The sequence below is a fragment of the Salmonella sp. 741265073_HBA genome, from assembly GCF_046569105.1.
GTDB classification, from domain to species: Bacteria; Pseudomonadota; Gammaproteobacteria; order Enterobacterales; family Enterobacteriaceae; genus Salmonella; species Salmonella enterica.
Genome location: NZ_JBKFRY010000003.1, coordinates 116,051 through 131,437 on the forward strand (window position 1 = coordinate 116,051; position 15,387 = coordinate 131,437).

The 15,387-nt window shown below is 49.8% G+C and carries 16 protein-coding genes and 1 pseudogene; 5 read left to right on the plus strand and 12 right to left on the minus strand.

The window, feature by feature from the left end:
* Window positions 1-31: 31 nt before the first annotated feature.
* Complete coding sequence (locus ACLD3P_RS05415) at window positions 32-205, minus strand: GhoT/OrtT family toxin (RefSeq protein WP_000171943.1); 174 nt, start codon at window positions 203-205, stop codon at window positions 32-34.
* Between the two features lie 198 nt (window positions 206-403).
* Between ACLD3P_RS05415 and yncL the strand changes: the two genes are divergently transcribed.
* Complete coding sequence (gene yncL, locus ACLD3P_RS05420; protein ID WP_001103198.1) at window positions 404-499, plus strand: stress response membrane protein YncL; 96 nt, start codon at window positions 404-406, stop codon at window positions 497-499.
* 104 nt (window positions 500-603) lie between these two features.
* Here the strand turns inward: yncL and patD are convergent, their stop codons facing one another.
* From patD to ACLD3P_RS05445, 5 genes and pseudogenes are all read right to left on the minus strand, one after another.
* Window positions 604-2,049 carry an aminobutyraldehyde dehydrogenase gene (patD, locus tag ACLD3P_RS05425; protein WP_000158093.1) on the minus strand — a complete coding sequence of 482 codons (1,446 nt, stop codon included), beginning with the start codon at window positions 2,047-2,049 and terminating at the stop codon, window positions 604-606.
* 114 nt (window positions 2,050-2,163) lie between these two features.
* Window positions 2,164-3,588 (minus strand): GntR family transcriptional regulator YdcR, encoded by a 1,425-nt coding sequence (gene ycdR, locus ACLD3P_RS05430; protein WP_076935257.1) that lies wholly within the window; start codon window positions 3,586-3,588, stop codon window positions 2,164-2,166.
* A gap of 135 nt (window positions 3,589-3,723) precedes the next feature.
* The gene (locus tag ACLD3P_RS05435; protein WP_131046318.1) at window positions 3,724-4,494 is read right to left on the minus strand and encodes a M15 family metallopeptidase; all 771 of its coding nucleotides are present in this window, start codon (window positions 4,492-4,494) and stop codon (window positions 3,724-3,726) included.
* A 259-nt stretch (window positions 4,495-4,753) separates the two neighbouring features.
* Window positions 4,754-4,986, minus strand: a pseudogene (locus ACLD3P_RS05440) (hypothetical protein).
* Between the two features lie 32 nt (window positions 4,987-5,018).
* Window positions 5,019-5,417: a hypothetical protein gene (locus tag ACLD3P_RS05445; protein ID WP_024797933.1), complete on the minus strand. Its 399-nt coding sequence runs from the start codon at window positions 5,415-5,417 to the stop codon at window positions 5,019-5,021.
* A gap of 516 nt (window positions 5,418-5,933) precedes the next feature.
* Here ACLD3P_RS05445 and sifB point away from each other — a divergent pair.
* Both sifB and ACLD3P_RS05455 read left to right on the plus strand, forming a co-directional pair.
* Window positions 5,934-6,884, plus strand: coding sequence for an SPI-2 type III secretion system effector SifB (sifB, locus tag ACLD3P_RS05450; RefSeq protein ID WP_131046317.1), 951 nt, complete (start codon window positions 5,934-5,936; stop codon window positions 6,882-6,884).
* Between the two features lie 271 nt (window positions 6,885-7,155).
* Complete coding sequence (locus tag ACLD3P_RS05455) at window positions 7,156-7,386, plus strand: DUF2554 family protein (RefSeq protein WP_000956438.1); 231 nt, start codon at window positions 7,156-7,158, stop codon at window positions 7,384-7,386.
* Here the strand turns inward: ACLD3P_RS05455 and ACLD3P_RS05460 are convergent, their stop codons facing one another.
* Together ACLD3P_RS05460 and ACLD3P_RS05465 are read right to left on the minus strand one after the other, a co-directional pair.
* Window positions 7,387-9,351 carry a peptidase U32 family protein gene (locus ACLD3P_RS05460; protein ID WP_023218168.1) on the minus strand — a complete coding sequence of 655 codons (1,965 nt, stop codon included), beginning with the start codon at window positions 9,349-9,351 and terminating at the stop codon, window positions 7,387-7,389.
* Window positions 9,352-9,429: 78 nt separating this feature from the next.
* Window positions 9,430-9,966: a helix-turn-helix domain-containing protein gene (locus ACLD3P_RS05465; RefSeq protein ID WP_000369547.1), complete on the minus strand. Its 537-nt coding sequence runs from the start codon at window positions 9,964-9,966 to the stop codon at window positions 9,430-9,432.
* A 91-nt stretch (window positions 9,967-10,057) separates the two neighbouring features.
* Between ACLD3P_RS05465 and ACLD3P_RS05470 the strand changes: the two genes are divergently transcribed.
* Window positions 10,058-11,236 (plus strand): benzoate/H(+) symporter BenE family transporter, encoded by a 1,179-nt coding sequence (locus tag ACLD3P_RS05470; RefSeq protein ID WP_078057583.1) that lies wholly within the window; start codon window positions 10,058-10,060, stop codon window positions 11,234-11,236.
* Between the two features lie 53 nt (window positions 11,237-11,289).
* Here the strand turns inward: ACLD3P_RS05470 and ACLD3P_RS05475 are convergent, their stop codons facing one another.
* The 3 genes from ACLD3P_RS05475 to tehA all read right to left on the minus strand — a co-directional run bounded on the left by ACLD3P_RS05475 (window position 11,290) and on the right by tehA (window position 13,710).
* Window positions 11,290-11,958, minus strand: a complete 669-nt coding sequence (locus tag ACLD3P_RS05475) for a DUF3313 domain-containing protein (protein ID WP_017441324.1) — start codon at window positions 11,956-11,958, stop codon at window positions 11,290-11,292.
* Window positions 11,959-12,113: 155 nt separating this feature from the next.
* Window positions 12,114-12,710: a tellurite resistance methyltransferase TehB gene (gene tehB, locus ACLD3P_RS05480; RefSeq protein ID WP_000218278.1), complete on the minus strand. Its 597-nt coding sequence runs from the start codon at window positions 12,708-12,710 to the stop codon at window positions 12,114-12,116.
* Window positions 12,697-13,710, minus strand: a complete 1,014-nt coding sequence (gene tehA / locus ACLD3P_RS05485; RefSeq protein ID WP_001243996.1) for a dicarboxylate transporter/tellurite-resistance protein TehA — start codon at window positions 13,708-13,710, stop codon at window positions 12,697-12,699. Before tehA ends, tehB begins: the two co-directional genes overlap by 14 nt.
* A 106-nt stretch (window positions 13,711-13,816) precedes the next feature.
* Here tehA and ydcK point away from each other — a divergent pair, with 106 nt between their 5' ends.
* Complete coding sequence (gene ydcK, locus ACLD3P_RS05490; protein ID WP_000170584.1) at window positions 13,817-14,797, plus strand: YdcK family protein; 981 nt, start codon at window positions 13,817-13,819, stop codon at window positions 14,795-14,797.
* Here the strand turns inward: ydcK and rimL are convergent.
* Entirely contained in the window at window positions 14,794-15,333 is a 540-nt protein-coding gene (gene rimL / locus ACLD3P_RS05495; RefSeq protein WP_000229306.1) for a 50S ribosomal protein L7/L12-serine acetyltransferase, read from the minus strand. The two genes, ydcK and rimL, sit on opposite strands and share 4 nt — an antisense overlap.
* Window positions 15,334-15,387: the final 54 nt, after the last annotated feature.

Genomic DNA, 15,387 nt, shown 5'->3' on the forward strand with positions numbered 1-15,387 from the left:
CCATGCCCGGTAACCTGTATCGGGCTTGAGGTCAGAAAAGCGAAAACAGCAATGCGACGGGGAAACTTATCGGCCATGTCGCGCCAACCAAAAAGGCGCTCAGGAAACGAATTCGTTTTTTGTCATGAGTCAAAAACCAGGTGATCAGGGATGATATCACCGCCATGACGGCGTAAAAAATTAATATCTTTTGAAAGAGGGTCATATCAGGCATCCGCGCCAACCAGAGGAAAAAACGCGCGCAATATGCTCTTTTTATTTGACACACATCAAGGTTTATCAGCCTTAACAGCAAAACGTTCTCAATACACGGCTCCGCTCACAGAATATCCTGTTTACGTATTATTGCGGATCTCGCCAACCCGTACTATACCCATAGGGGTTATGATGAAAGGTGGCGAAAATGAATGTTTCCAGTAAAACCGTCGTGCTGATTAATGTCTTTGCTGCTGCAGGACTTTTGGGTCTGATCTCGTTGAGATTCGGCTGGTTTGCTTGAGGTGTTCAACCTTTGAGTACTTGCTGCGCATGTTGGCGGGGAGGTCCCCCTCTCCGCCGACACCCGCCTATTTTTTCACGATTTTTCTGAACAGTAAATGATCCTTAATGCTTAACCATGATGTGGCGGACAAGGGTGTAGTCTTCCAGACCATACAATGACATATCTTTGCCGTATCCCGACTGTTTTTGCCCTCCATGCGGCATTTCGCTAACCAACATGAAATGGGTATTAATCCAGGTACAGCCATACTGCAATCTGGCGCTAAGCCGGTGCGCCCGCCCGACGTCCTGAGTCCAGACGGAGGATGCCAGACCATAGCGAGAATCGTTGGCCCACCTCAGAACCTGATCTTCATCATCAAAGACGGTTATACTGACCACCGGGCCGAAGACCTCGCGTTGCACGATGGCATCTTCCTGTTTTGCGTCTGCCAGCAACGTCGGAGCGAAATAGTAACCTTTACCTTCCGTTTGACTTCCACCAGTAATCACGCGGATATGGCTGAGGGCCTTCGCCTCCTCTACAGCCGCTGTGACGCGCTTCAGGTGCGCCAGCGAACTTAACGGCCCCAGCTCTGTCGACTCATCCTCCGGCGCGCCCATTTTCAGGCTGCTCACCGCGTTCCCTAGCTTTTCGACCAGCGCATCATAGATACCGCGCTGCGCGTATATACGGCACGCCGCAGTACAATCCTGTCCGGCATTATAGAAACCAAAAGTCCGGACGCCCTGCGCCACCGCATCCAGATCGGCGTCATCAAAAACAATCACCGGGGCTTTACCACCGAGTTCCATATGCGTACGTTTTATCGCTGGCGCAGTATGGCGCAGAATATGTTCCCCGGTCGCGATAGAACCGGTTAAAGAGACCATGCGTACTTTTTCATGACCGGTCAATACATCGCCAACAGTCTGCCCTCGTCCGAACAGGACATTGAGCACCCCCGGCGGAAAGATATCCTTCGCCAGCGCGGCAAGTTTAAGCGCCGTCAGCGGCGTGATTTCAGAAGGCTTAATCACCACGCAGTTACCTGCCGCCAGCGCTGGCGCCAGCTTCCAGGCCGCCATCATGAGCGGATAATTCCACGGCGCGATAGAGGCAACCACGCCAATCGGATCCCGGCGGATCATCGACGTATGCCCTTCCAGATATTCGCCCGCCGCCAGCCCACTCAAACAACGGGCCGCGCCGGCAAAAAAGCGAAAGACATCCACGATTGCCGGAATTTCATCATTAATTACGCAGTGCAAAGGCTTACCGCAGTTTTGCGATTCAAGCCGGGCGAACTCAAGGGCGTTTTGCTCGATGCTGTCCGCCAGTTTTAACAGACATTCCGCCCGTGCTTTGGGTGTGGTCTGCCCCCATTCGGCAAACGCGCTATCGGCGGCCAGCACTGCGGCGTCAACCTGCGCGGGCGACGCTTCCGCAATCTCAAGTATGACCTCGCCTGTCGCCGGGTTATAAACAGACTGCCTTTCTCCCTCGCCGTCCACCAGCACGCCATTAATCAGTAATTGATATTGCATAGCATTTTCCCATATCGTCATTAATCGATTTCCGGCGAACGGGCCGCCGCTTTCCTAAAAATAGACGGCGCGCCAGATGCTCACCCGGCACACTCGGGAAATTTAGTCAGGTTGTGAGCTGACACGCATTCCACCTCACACAAGGCTTTTAGCGCGCAGCATCTCGCGAATCAGGCTGCCAAGCTGTTTTACGGCCTGTTCTTCCCGTTCTCCCCAATGCCATGCGGTGTTAAAACGAAAGAAACGCGTCCAGGCGCCGGACGTTGAAAACATTTTCCCCGGCGCGATACTGATAAGGTGTTCAAGCGCTTTGGCGCTAAGTTCACCAGCATCAAGCTGCTCAGGTAGCTCCAGCCAAAGAAAATAACCGCTATCGTTATGGTGAATTTTTACTTCCGCCGGGAGATGGCGCAAAAGGGTTTGCCAGGCTTGCTGTTTACGTTCGGCAAGCAGCCTTCGCAATCGGCGCAGATGCGCGTCATATCGACGTGTCGAGAGATAATCCACTAACGCCAATTGCATGGGGGAACTGGTGGATAATGTGCTCATTAACTGCAAACGCTGAATTTGTCTGGCATGGCTTCCTCCCGCAACCCAGCCAATGCGAAAACCGGGAACCAGACATTTGGAAAAAGACGAACAATGCAACACGGTATCGTCGCGATCCCATGCTTTGGCGGGCAGAGGTTTCTCGCGGCCAAAGTAGAGTTCGCTATAAACATCGTCTTCAATTAGCGTCACGTTATGGTGCGTGAGTAACGCAACCAGCCGCGCTTTTTTCTCAGCACTCAGCGTGAACCCTAACGGATTCTGGCTGTTGGTCATTAACCAGCACGCTTTCACCGGATACTCCTGTAACGCCTGTTCCAGCGCCATAAGATCGATACCTTCTTTAACATCGGTGGGTATCGACAACGCTTTCAGGCGCAATCGCTCCAGGGCCTGTAGCGCACCGTAGAAACAGGGGTTCTCCACCACCACCCAGTCTCCCGGCGCTGTCACCGCCTGTAAACTAAGATTCAACGCTTCCAGCGCGCCGGCGGTAATGACAATCTCGTCAGGAGAAACGGTAATCCCCTGCTGCGCGTAACGGCGTGCTATCGCATAGCGCAATTCTGCATTACCTGGCGGCAAGTTTTCGATGACGCTCATTGCCGTCGCGGTTTTACTGACCTGCGCCAGAGAGCGGTTCAATTGCGGCAAGGGAAACAGACGCGGATCGGGAAACGCTGACGCAAAGGGCACCACTGAGGTATCACGGCTGGCCTGCAGCATCTCAAAAATATAGGTATTGATATCTACGGCTTCATCCTGAATAACGTGCGCTGCCGTCGCGACTGACCGACAAACCGGATGCGGCGCGACATAATAACCGGATTGCGGACGGGCGATAATCCGTCCCTGACTTTCCAGCAACTGGTACGCATGACCGACAGTCATAAAACTCATGCCGCTACTGGCGACCTGCTCCCTCAGCGAGGGTAATCGATCGCCGGGCTGCCAAACGCCAGAGGCGATTTGTTCTCTAATTTGCTCCGCCAGACGTTGATATTTTTTCATTATTTGTTCTCATTGAGCGCTGCTTGCAGGTGGCAACCGCAGTGTATATCAGTTGTTAAAATTAACAATGATTTGCTAACTGTTATGGTGCTTTCCAACAGGCGTAATGATTAGATTTCGCAACAAAACGCCGTTTCAGGGTCTCTGCTTAACGGGAAAGTCAAACCAGGTGTTCGGGTATGGTTCATGGATAAGGGAGAAGTGCCACCATTCGGTATCCAGTGGCGTAAAGCCCGCATCACGCATCAATGTTTGTAATAACAACCTATTTGCGCGTTGCTGAGCGGTAAGCATGACATTATCGGGATGGGATAACGGACTAAAACAGTCAAAGCCGGTACCAAAATCCAGACTATTATCTGGCGAGCGTTGCGCCGCTGACGCAGTACAATTCACCAGTGGTCGTCCGGGATGGTATATCGGTATTTTACTGTCGAGTGGAACAATCGTTAGATCAAGCGTACTTCCCCGACTGTGGCCGGATCTGGCGACAAGATAACCTTCCTCAAACAGACGATTTTTCTCTACCTGCGGATAAAATTCGTTTTTCATTTGGTTTTGAGAAGGATCTTTGGCCCACGCGATAAAGTCGTTCACTGCGCTTTGCGGACGGTAGCAATCATATATTTTTAAGGTAAGTCCGAAGGGGCGTAGACGATCGGCGACCTGCTTCACTGCGTTTGCGGCTGGTCGTGTTAACAGGCAAACAGGCGCGTTATAGCCTTTAATGGGGCGACCAATAAAGTTATGGGAAGTGAAGTATCGCATGTCTACCTGTACGTCGGGGGCGACCGTAGTAATATCGACAAAGTCTTTTGGCTGGTGGAGATCAATATGGCTTTCAGCTGATATTGCCTGAACGGACAACAGACTGAACAGGAGGAAAGAAGATACGCATTTTACCATATGTTACACCTCGCGAGAGTCACAGGGGTGATTATGTATTTGAGCAGGTAAAGATTAGCGGACAACGCTTAAACAGATGGTTAAAATAAACATCATTCCCCCCTGTAATCTGTGCCTTATTACAAACGGAGAGGTTATATTTTGCTTATATGACCATTACGCCGCCTGTTCTATACCCAAAATAATTCGAGTTGCTTAAAGGCGGCAAGGGAGTGAGTCCCAGGAGCACAGATAACGATGTGTTTTCACAAAGTCGAGTCTACCGGACCAGAAAGATTATTTGATAATCAGCAGGAAAGTTGTTGTCGCCTTCCATAACTAAATAAGATTGTTTCGCCAAAGATAAGACCACTATATAGTCAGGAAGGCAATTAGCGAGGAACGCTTCGATTGTCGGCGATAAGGCATCTTTAATTACGACTCACCGCGGTTGTTCAAACACATAGAATCCCCCCTCAAACCGAGATAATTCGGTCTGCTGGTCATAGCCATTATTCAGTAAGAACGCAGGTTGCAACGGCGGATCACGGGCGTGAAGAAAAATCCTGTGCCCCAAACTTTTTGGACAAGCGCTGAACCTGCCGTATACTTTTACTTAACGTACACTCCGCCATAAAAATAAACCCGGCGATGATACCGTAATGCCATAGGCATAACTTAAGGATATGCCATAAATCAAGAGAAGCATGATTTAACTTCTCGGTGATTGCGATAGTCTGTACAAATATTATAGGGTGAAATAATAAGACGCCTAACAAAAATAACCCTGCCACAATCATGGCGAGTAACTGAAAAAAAGCCCATCCGATAACGAAACGGTAAAGTAACAACAATAATAGCCGTCCACATTTTCTTAGCCATTCTGACTGCAGAATGCCCCAGGATGCTGTTTTTTCGTGAATTTCACCATCTGATTTTTTCATTTTGAGCCTCCTCGCAGGTTTTTATAATTTTATCGCCAAACTGGAAATAAACCTGTCAGCTAATCGTTACAACAAATATAATTAAGACAGAAATTAAAGAGTAAGATATTTATATCAAAGTACCATCAGCATTGGCCTTCTCTGCCCTACCGCTAAATATCTCATTGTTGTTAGCCTAATAATACTTTCAGTTTAACTTCTTATAAGACAATTTCTACACGGTTGAGCAACAATTTACTTTCTCTAAAAATAATATAGCGTGTAATTAAACATTACTTATGGTACATGATAATGTAAAAATTAAGAAAACCGTTTTAGTTTCATTCGTTTTACCTGACATATTTCATGTCCAGGAGGCATGGGCATGACTAAAGCTACGGGTCGATTTGAACGTTCAGGACAAAGCAAAAATCAGGTGTTTCACCGATAGGCAAACCGATGGGCAACATGGGATAATATTTTGAATACCACCTATTCCAGTAATGAAGTATTATATAATCACTTGTGGTCTAAATTATGCCAATTACTATCGGGAGAGGGTTTTTAAAGAGTGAGATGTTTTCTCAAAGTGCCATCTCTCAACGCTCCTTCTTTACGTTACTATGGGAAAAGATTAAAGATTTTTTCTGTAGCACGCGAAGATCCGCTGCCGATCAATATATAAAGGAATTATGTGATGTTGCCTCTCCGCCTGACGCGCAACGTTTATTTGATTTATTTTGCAAGTTATATGAATTATCATCACCATCATGCAGAGGAAATTTCCATTTTCAGCACTATAAAGATGCTGAGTATCAATATACAAATCTCTGCATTAAAGATGACGAAGATATTCCGTTATGCATTGTGATACGTCAGGATCACTACTATTATGAGATAATGAATAGAACAGTGCTCTGTGTTGATACTCAGTCTACCCACCTGAAAAGATATTCTGATATTAATATAAAAGCTAGCACTTATGTTTGTGAACCACTATGTTGCTTGTTCCCTGAGCGGTTACTACTCTCGCTATCCGGCGGTATAACATTTTCCGTTGACCTAAAAAATATAAAAGAGACGCTTATCGACATGGCAGAAAAGGGTAATTTATGTGACTGGAAGGAACAGGAAAGAAAAGCCGCCATCTCCTCCAGGATTAATCTGGGCATCGCCCAGGCAGGTGTACTACCTATTGACGACGCTATTAAAAACAAAATAGCCGCAAAGGTTATTGAGAATACTAACTTAAAGAATGCAACATTTCATGCAAATCATACACAAAGCTCAGTTACTCAACTAGTTTATTCATGTTTGTTTAAGAATGAGATATTAATGAATATGCTTGAGGAAAATTCCTCTCATGACCTGCTATGTTTAAACGACCTTGTTGAATATGTAGCGTTACAAGTTCATAACAGCCTTTTTTCTGAAGATTTATCTTCACTCGTTGAAACAGCAAAAAATGAGGCTCATCACCAGCGTTGACCACACCATAAATATTATGGCTTACAATCCCCTGGCAATACCAAAACCATCTAATACAATACCTTTAAAATATACTTCCATGGAATAATGGATTTACTATGGAGCGAATTGGCTCGTTATTTTTATAATTGATATACTGAGTATAAGTATATTTTCTCATACAACTTATCGCACTTATTGACAAACCGTTTTCGCTAATTTGAAGTGTTGAATAATAACTCAAAGAAATTATTGGCATCATAGCCTCACGACGTAACTGGAAGGTGGCATGATGCTTACAAAAACGTTATCAGTAGTTTTACTGACCTGTGCGCTGTTTTCAGGCCAGTTACTGGCGAAACAGCAAGACCATGCGTTCGTATGGTTTGCGACGGGAGGGCACCAACTTAGACATGAAGCCGACAGCGATGAATTACGGGCGGCAGCGGAAGAATCAGCGGAAGGCTTGCGCGAGCACCACAACTGGCAGAAATCGCGCAAACCAGAAAGCTATTTTCGTTAATTAAACGCCCCTGCGCTTCGGCAGCGTTTTCATCAGCGCTTCAGGGCTCACTGAAGCGACAACGCTGCCGGGCTGGGGCATTTTTAAGATATGGTTTTTAATTTTGCCAATGACATGCATTTCGCAAGGGCGGCAGTCGAATTTTAGCGTCAGTACCTCATCGCCATGCACCAACTGCATCGGCGTGGCTTTCCAGCTCTTAATATTTCCTTTCGCCTGCTTAGGACAAAGGTTGAACGCAAAACGCAGGCAGTGTTTGGTGATCATGACCGGTACCTCGCCCTTCTCCTGATGCGCCTCATAGGCCGCATCAATCAATTGTACGCCGTAACGGTGATAAAATTCCCGCGCTTTGTGGTTGTAGACATTAGCGAGAAAGCTGAGATGCGTTTGCGGATAGACCGGCGCAGGCTGCGCCACGGGTTTCCGACGACCTCGTTGATAATGGGCCAACCGCGCCGCGTCAAGCATATCAACCGCCTCCCGACGGAACTGATTGAGCAGGCTATTTGGCACAAACAACGCCGCCGGTAATGTCACCTGCATATCACGCGCGTAGTAAGGCGTCTGTCCCAGCTTCGCCAGTCCGGCTTTTAGGTTATTCAACGCTTTTTCAGAGTTATTGGCTTCCTCAAATACCCCATCAAGCGTATGCGTGATGCAGACACCGTCTTCACTGGTCAGCGTCAGAATAAGCTGTTCCTGCCAGCCGCCCAGCATGATATCAACCGCCACACGGCGCTCACTGGAGGTTTTTGTCAGCGCTTGCTGCCAGTTATGATCCAGATTACGATTCAACGGATGATGCGGACGGACTTTATGCAGGTCGGCAGGCATATCATTTGGCCAAACGCGGTAGCGGTTATGACCGGTTTTCTCCACCGTATTGGCACGAAAACCCACCACTTCACGCTTAATCAACACGTTCAGACCATCGCCATTCGCCAACGGCTCCGTAGCTTCTACGTCGAGATAATCCTTCGCCACATTCAGCACCTCGCCTACCGGCAAGCCAATAAATTTTGGTGAATCAAATGCGCCAATATCGCCTTTACGCGCGTTAACAAAATAGTCGGTGCTGCCGCGATGGAAGGTTTTCTCCGTGGAGGGAACAAAAAAGTGTTCGGTCCGACCAACCGACGCACGCGCCAGATCGCCACGTTGCTCGATAATCGCGTCCAGCATCTGACGATAATGCGCGGTGATGTTTTTGACATAGCTCATGTCTTTGTAGCGCCCTTCAATCTTGAAGGAACGTACGCCTGCATCGATCAACGCGCCGAGGTTAGCCGTTTGGTCGTTATCTTTCATCGATAGCAAATGTTTTTCGTAAGAGACCACCCGCCCCTGATCGTCTTTTAACGTATACGGTAAGCGACAGGCTTGCGAACAGTCGCCCCGATTGGCGCTGCGCCCGGTTTGCGCATGAGAGATATAACACTGCCCAGAATAAGCGACACACAGCGCGCCATGAATGAAGAACTCAATCGTGGCGTCAGTAGCCTGATGAATAGCCGCTATCTGACTCAAATTAAGCTCGCGCGCCAGTACAATCTGTGAAAAACCGACATCGGCAAGAAACTTCGCTTTTTCCACACTACGAATATCACACTGTGTACTGGCGTGAAGCTCAATCGGCGGGATATCCAGCTCCAGAATGCCCATATCCTGCACAATCAGCGCATCCACCCCGGTGTTGTACAAATCGGTGATTAACCGCTGCGCGGGCTCCAGCTCATCATCATGCAGGATAGTATTCAGCGTGACAAAAATCCGGGCGCCGTAGCGGTGAGCAAACGGGACCAGATCGGCGATATCGCGCAGACTGTTACTGGCGTTATGACGCGCGCCAAAACCGGGTCCACCGATGTAGACGGCATCTGCGCCATGCAAAATCGCTTCGCGAGCAATTGCGGTGTCACGGGCCGGACTTAACAATTCGAGATAGTGAGGTTGCTGGCGCATACAGTCTTTCTTATCCAATAGCAGCGAAATGGCGGCTATTGTAGTCAGAAGCGCAAACTAACGAAATAGTTTTCCCGCTTAATCACGCGGGTAATGGATCAGCGAGTGAAAATGAACCGTCTGGTCGCTACTGTTGCGATAGGTATGCGCCGTATCGCCGGCAAAACGCAAACCTTTACCGGCGTCTATGGTTTGCCATACCCCACCAGTACACATGTCCAGCCGACCCTGAATCACCACCACATGTTCGATAACGCCGGCTTTATGCGGCGTTGATTCGCTGACCGCGCCAGGCGCCAGCAATAGAGAAAAATAGTCAAAACAGAGTTCAGGGTCCCACGGAAACAGCGGTGTAATTACCATCGCTTGCTGCTGGGGATCGAAGGTTGGCGGAAATTCGGCCTGCGGAGGCGAAATAAACATTGAGAATGGAACGTTCAGGCCCGTCGCAATTTTCCACAGCGTTGCGACTGTCGGGCTGGATTCATTACGCTCTATCTGCCCCAACATGGCTTTTGAGACGCCGGAAATCTCCGCCAGACGCGATAAACTCCAGCCTCGCTGATGGCGTAACGTTCTTAACGTGGTCGCCAGATAGTGTGTCAGGTTATCCATTTTCCCCCCCTGTAAGACCATAGCGTATCACTTGTACGCTATAACGCACAATGCTACATTGACTGACCGTTATAACGCACAAGAGGCGATCATGCGTCTGTTATCACTGCCGTTACCTACTGTATTATCTGGTCTGGTCGCCGTTCTGGTCGGCTATGCGAGTTCCGCCGCCATTATCTGGCAGGCGGCGCTTGCCGCTGGCGCAACACCCGCAGAGATCGCCGGCTGGATGACCGCCCTCGGTATAGCCATGGGCATAAGCACACTAACGTTAACCTTGTGGTATCGTGCGCCGGTTTTAACCGCCTGGTCAACGCCTGGCGCCGCCCTGTTGGTGACAGGGCTTCAGGGATTATCGTTGCCAGATGCCGTGGGCATATTCATTGTCGCCAATGCCCTGATTGTGCTGTGCGGCGTCACGGGATTGTTTGCGCGTTTGATGCGGATAATCCCCCATTCTCTTGCCGCCGCAATGCTGGCGGGAATACTGCTACGCTTCGGCCTGCAGGCGTTCGGGACGCTCAATGGAGAATTTGTCATGTGCGGCGGTATGCTATTGGCGTGGCTACACTTTAAAGTATTCGCGCCCCGCTATGCCGTTATTGCTGCCATGGTGATGGGAATAACGGTGGCGCTCATCCAGGGTAAGGTGGCGATGAGCGGTATTCATTTCGCGCCGGTGTGGCCCACCTTCGTTCCCCCCCACTTTTCATTCGCTCAAAGCCTGAGCGTCGCGGTACCGCTCTTCCTGGTGACGATGGCATCGCAAAACGCCCCCGGCGTCGCCACAATGAAGGCGTCTGGCTATCAGCTTCCTGTCTCTCCGTTAATGATTTTTACCGGATTGCTGGCGCTGCTGCTTTCGCCATTTGGCGTTTATTCTATCTGCATTGCCGCCATTACGGCCGCCATTTGTCAAAGCCCGGACGCACACCCCGATCCAACGCGTCGCTGGTTAGCGGCCGCCGCCGCAGGCGTTTTTTATTTACTTGCCGGGTGGTTTGGCGGTTCGATAACCGCGCTGATGGTCGCCCTGCCGGTTAGCTGGGTGCAAATGCTGGCTGGTCTGGCACTGTTAAGTACGATTAGCGGTAGCCTGTATCAGGCGCTTACCCACGAAAGTGAGCGTGACGCGGCAGTTATCGCATTTCTCGTCACCGCCAGCGGGCTAACGCTGATGGGCATCGGATCGGCATTCTGGGGGTTGATCGCTGGCGGGATAGGCTACGCAGTATTAACGAGAACGCGCCGCCCATCGTTGTCTGGCTGATGGTGACCGCTAATCTGCCGGGGTTTGCGCCATCTTGCGATGGCGCCGCAGAATTATTTTTTGTTAACGTCAAACATAGAGGTATCCGTCGCCATATCATCCACGACCTGTTTCAACGTCTCAAACGCCATTGGCGTACTGGAATTACTCAGGTCTTTACCCTCACCCTGGCGTACTACCTTGACGACCGGCTTGTTGGTCGCGGCATCTATCAGCTCACCTTCAAAATAGAGGTGGGTATCCATGGTCCGGTGACCCGTCGCCATTTGCGTGCCCGCCACAATCAGCGCTACAGGGATTACCTCATAGAATTGTAGCCCTTCTTTGCTGGTATCCACGCCCGTAATCGCCCCGCGGAAAATCAAACTGCGCGGCCCTGGCGTCGTAACCAGCGGTTTGCGCTGTTCAATTGCTGATTTTACTTTACTGTTCGTATAAGCCAGCAGTTTATCAAGAACTTGCTGCCCGACCTGGGTCGTTGGCTTGGGGACGGGATAGTACGTTATCGGATTGTAAACAATATTGTCATAGTTAGAGTCATTGAAATGTGGATCTACCCAGCGCAACACCGGTTTTCCCGTGGCGGAGGTAGTTTCCTGCAGGTCCGAATAATTTTTTAAGAATCCAGAATACTTATCCGGCTGTGTGACTTTGGACGCACAGCCGGATAACGCCAGCAAGCCAGTAAGCACTGCAACTTTAAATAAAGTATGAGTACGCATGAAACGATCCCTTTAGTCTTCGCAATGATGCAAAGGAAATAATAGCAAAACGAAATCATTCTGGATGCACTAAAAATGGTAACGACAGCACAATTTGAACGCGGCGCCCGACAAAAAAATGCCGAACGCAGCGAGACTTACAGAACTTGCATCGGTCAGGCCGGTTTTCTCGCCAGCATCGTAGCAAAGCGCAGTTTGATACGGTTGCCGTTTTCGTCCGTGCGGTGAAGCTCGCCGACATCTTCGTTGTATTTCAGCATGTCCCATCCTTCGTAATAGCGGTGTAATTCGCCTTCTTTAAAAGCAAACGGGAATCCCACCGTACAGGGAAAATCCGGCGTATCCATTGCCGCAACAATCAAATTATACCCGCCGGGTTTTGTGCAGCGTTGCATATTGGCAATTAAACCGGGAATGGTTTGCGCCTCAAGAAACATCATAACCACCGTCGAGAGAATAAAATCGTACTCGCCGTCAAAGGTCAATGTATTCAGATCGACAAGGTCGGTTTGCAGATTATCCAGCCCTTCTGCCGCTTTAATACGCTCAAGGTTAGCCATACTGGCCGGATTTTTATCCCACGCGGTAACGTCATAACCGTTCGCGGCCAGATACAGACTATTGCGGCCATTGCCGCATCCCAAATCCAGCGTTCGGCCCGGCGCGACAACCTTTGCCGCCGCCAGCACATCCGAATGCGTGCGGGTTAATCCGTATTTCTCAGTAAAGTAATTTTCGTCACGAACGGTCATTTTTTTCCTCCGTTTTCAACAGTGCAGCGCGCTCAGTGCGAATAAGCAACGTCCCCTGCACCAGCAATAGAAATGTACGAACCAGCAATAAGGCGATAATAGCGTTAGTGAAAATAAACAGCGGGACGGCCAGAATATGGAAAAGCCCTGATTCACTACCGTGACCAAGATGTAACCCCGTGGTCGCCAGCGCGGAAACGCCGAACGAAAAACTCCAGAAGGAAGCATTAAACGGTTGTGATAAATACCAGGGCATTAATCGCAGCATAAATAAAAGCTGTAACAGACCGTAGCCGAATAGCATTTTCGCCAGCGTGTCGCCCTCCCCGCCATTGACGCTCAGCCAGGCGCTACAGGCGACCAGCGCGGGCGCCAGTTGGATACCCAACGACGTACGCAGCACCGCCGGTAATTCGCCGCAGCTACGCAGTCGCTGCAAAATAACCGGTTCCAGACTTAACCACGAAAAGACGCCTGCGCCTAAAAACACCAGTCCGGCATCATTGTAGCCGAGCGCTCCACAGGCCATGGCGCTGATAAAATTATTCGCTACCGTGGGCAGATAAAGCCCCGGGGTTGTCGCTTCTTCCGGATGCGCTCCGCGCCAAAGTCCCGCCGTCTGCCATGCGGCATACGCCAGTTGTATGACGACCCCCACGCTGAATAGCGCAACGGCCAACGGGCGATACCAGGGAACGAAGCCGATCGCGACCAGCATCGTGGTGGCGGGAAACAGGCTGACAAAACTGCTCATTACCGGATGTCGCACTTCAGCCATCACGCTATGGGGAAAGCGCACCAGACGGCTAAGGAACGCCAGGGTCAAGAGTGCCCAAATAATCATCGCCAGGATCACCATGATGTCGCCGGGCCAGTGGCTTATTGCCCATATCTGGCTGGCATAACGCCAGGCGAATCCCATACCGATAGTGCCAAGGACGATGCCAAAATAGCCCGCAGGCAGATTGAGCACGCGATCGCTCTGCTTGTGATTACGCATTTTGTTTAATTTATAAAGTATATTTGAAATGCATTTTATGGAATTTCTGGTTGTTTCGCCAGTACCTTTGCTACGGTTATCTTAATCGTTCACACGGAATTTCCCTATGACCAAATATCGACTGAGTGAAGAACCTCGTGCTTTTACTTATCAGGTAGACGGTGAGAAGAAAAGCGTCTTATTACGACAAGTTATTGCCGTAACGGATTTTAACGATGTTAAAGCCGGAACCTCCGGCGGCTGGGTTGATGCCGATAATGTGCTGTCACAACAGGGGGATTGCTGGATTTATGATGAAAACGCGATGGCCTTTGCGGGCACGGAAATTACAGGTAACGCGCGTATCACGCAGCCGTGCACGCTCTACAATAACGTGCGAATAGGCGATAACGTCTGGATTGATCGCGCTGATATCAGCGATGGCGCACGGATAAGTGACAACGTCACCATTCAGTCCTCTTCCGTGCGCGGAGAGTGTGCGATTTATGGCGATGCCCGCGTGTTAAACCAGTCAGAAATTCTCGCCGTTCAGGGACTAACGCATGAACATGCGCAGATTTTACAAATTTACGATCGCGCCACCGTGAACCATTCGCGGATTGTCCATCAGGTACAGCTTTATGGCGACGCCACTATCACACACGCTTTTATTGAGCACCGGGCGGAGGTCTTTGATTTCGCGCTCATCGAAGGCAACAAAGACAATAATGTCTGGATCTGTGACTGCGCCAAAGTCTATGGCCATGCGCGGGTTATCGCCGGTACAGAGGAAGATGCTATCCCTACCCTTCGCTACAGCTCGCAGGTAGCGGAACATGCGTTAATCGAAGGCAACTGTGTGTTAAAACATCATGTGCTGGTAGGCGGACATGCTGAAGTACGCGGAGGCCCGATTTTACTGGACGACCGCGTGCTGATTGAAGGCCATGCCTGTATACAGGGCGAAATTCTGATTGAGCACCAGGTCGAGATTAGCGGACGGGCGGCGGTGATAGCCTTTGACGGCAATACTATTCACCTGCGCGGCCCAAAAGTGATCAATGGCGAGGATCGTATTACGCGTACCCCCTTAGTCGGTTCCCTTTAATCCGCATCAATAATGCGGGCATACATATTAACGTCGTGATAGTCGCCGTTAAGATACTCCGCCTGCTTCATACAGCCCTCCAGCGTAAAATGGTTGCGCCGTGCGACCGCATTACTGGCCTGATTATCAACGCGGCATTTAATGACGAAGCGCCGAATATCGCCGCGCCGGGCATAATGTGTCATCAGCGCCTGTAATGATTGCGACATTATCCCTTGTCCCTGGAGGGACTCATCCAGCCAGTAACCGATATAGGCGGCTTTGTTTACCGGTTCGATGGCATTAAATGAGAGTACGCCCGCCATCTCATTCTGGCAGAAAATCAGGTACATTTTGGCGTAACCACGCTGGTGCAACAGTATATTACCCTGCACATGCTTACGCGTTTCCTCCTGCGACGTGACATATTGCGGCCAGTCGAGCGACTGTTGTAGCCACGCTTTGTTTTTGAGTACCAGTTGGTGCAGCGCCGGAACATGACTTTCATCTGCCGCTCTCAGTTCCAGCGTCGTGCTAACAGGAATAATTTCCACCATTGCGTTGCCCTTCTTCGTTGTTGGTCGTGATCACATAAATAGCCTGGTTTACCG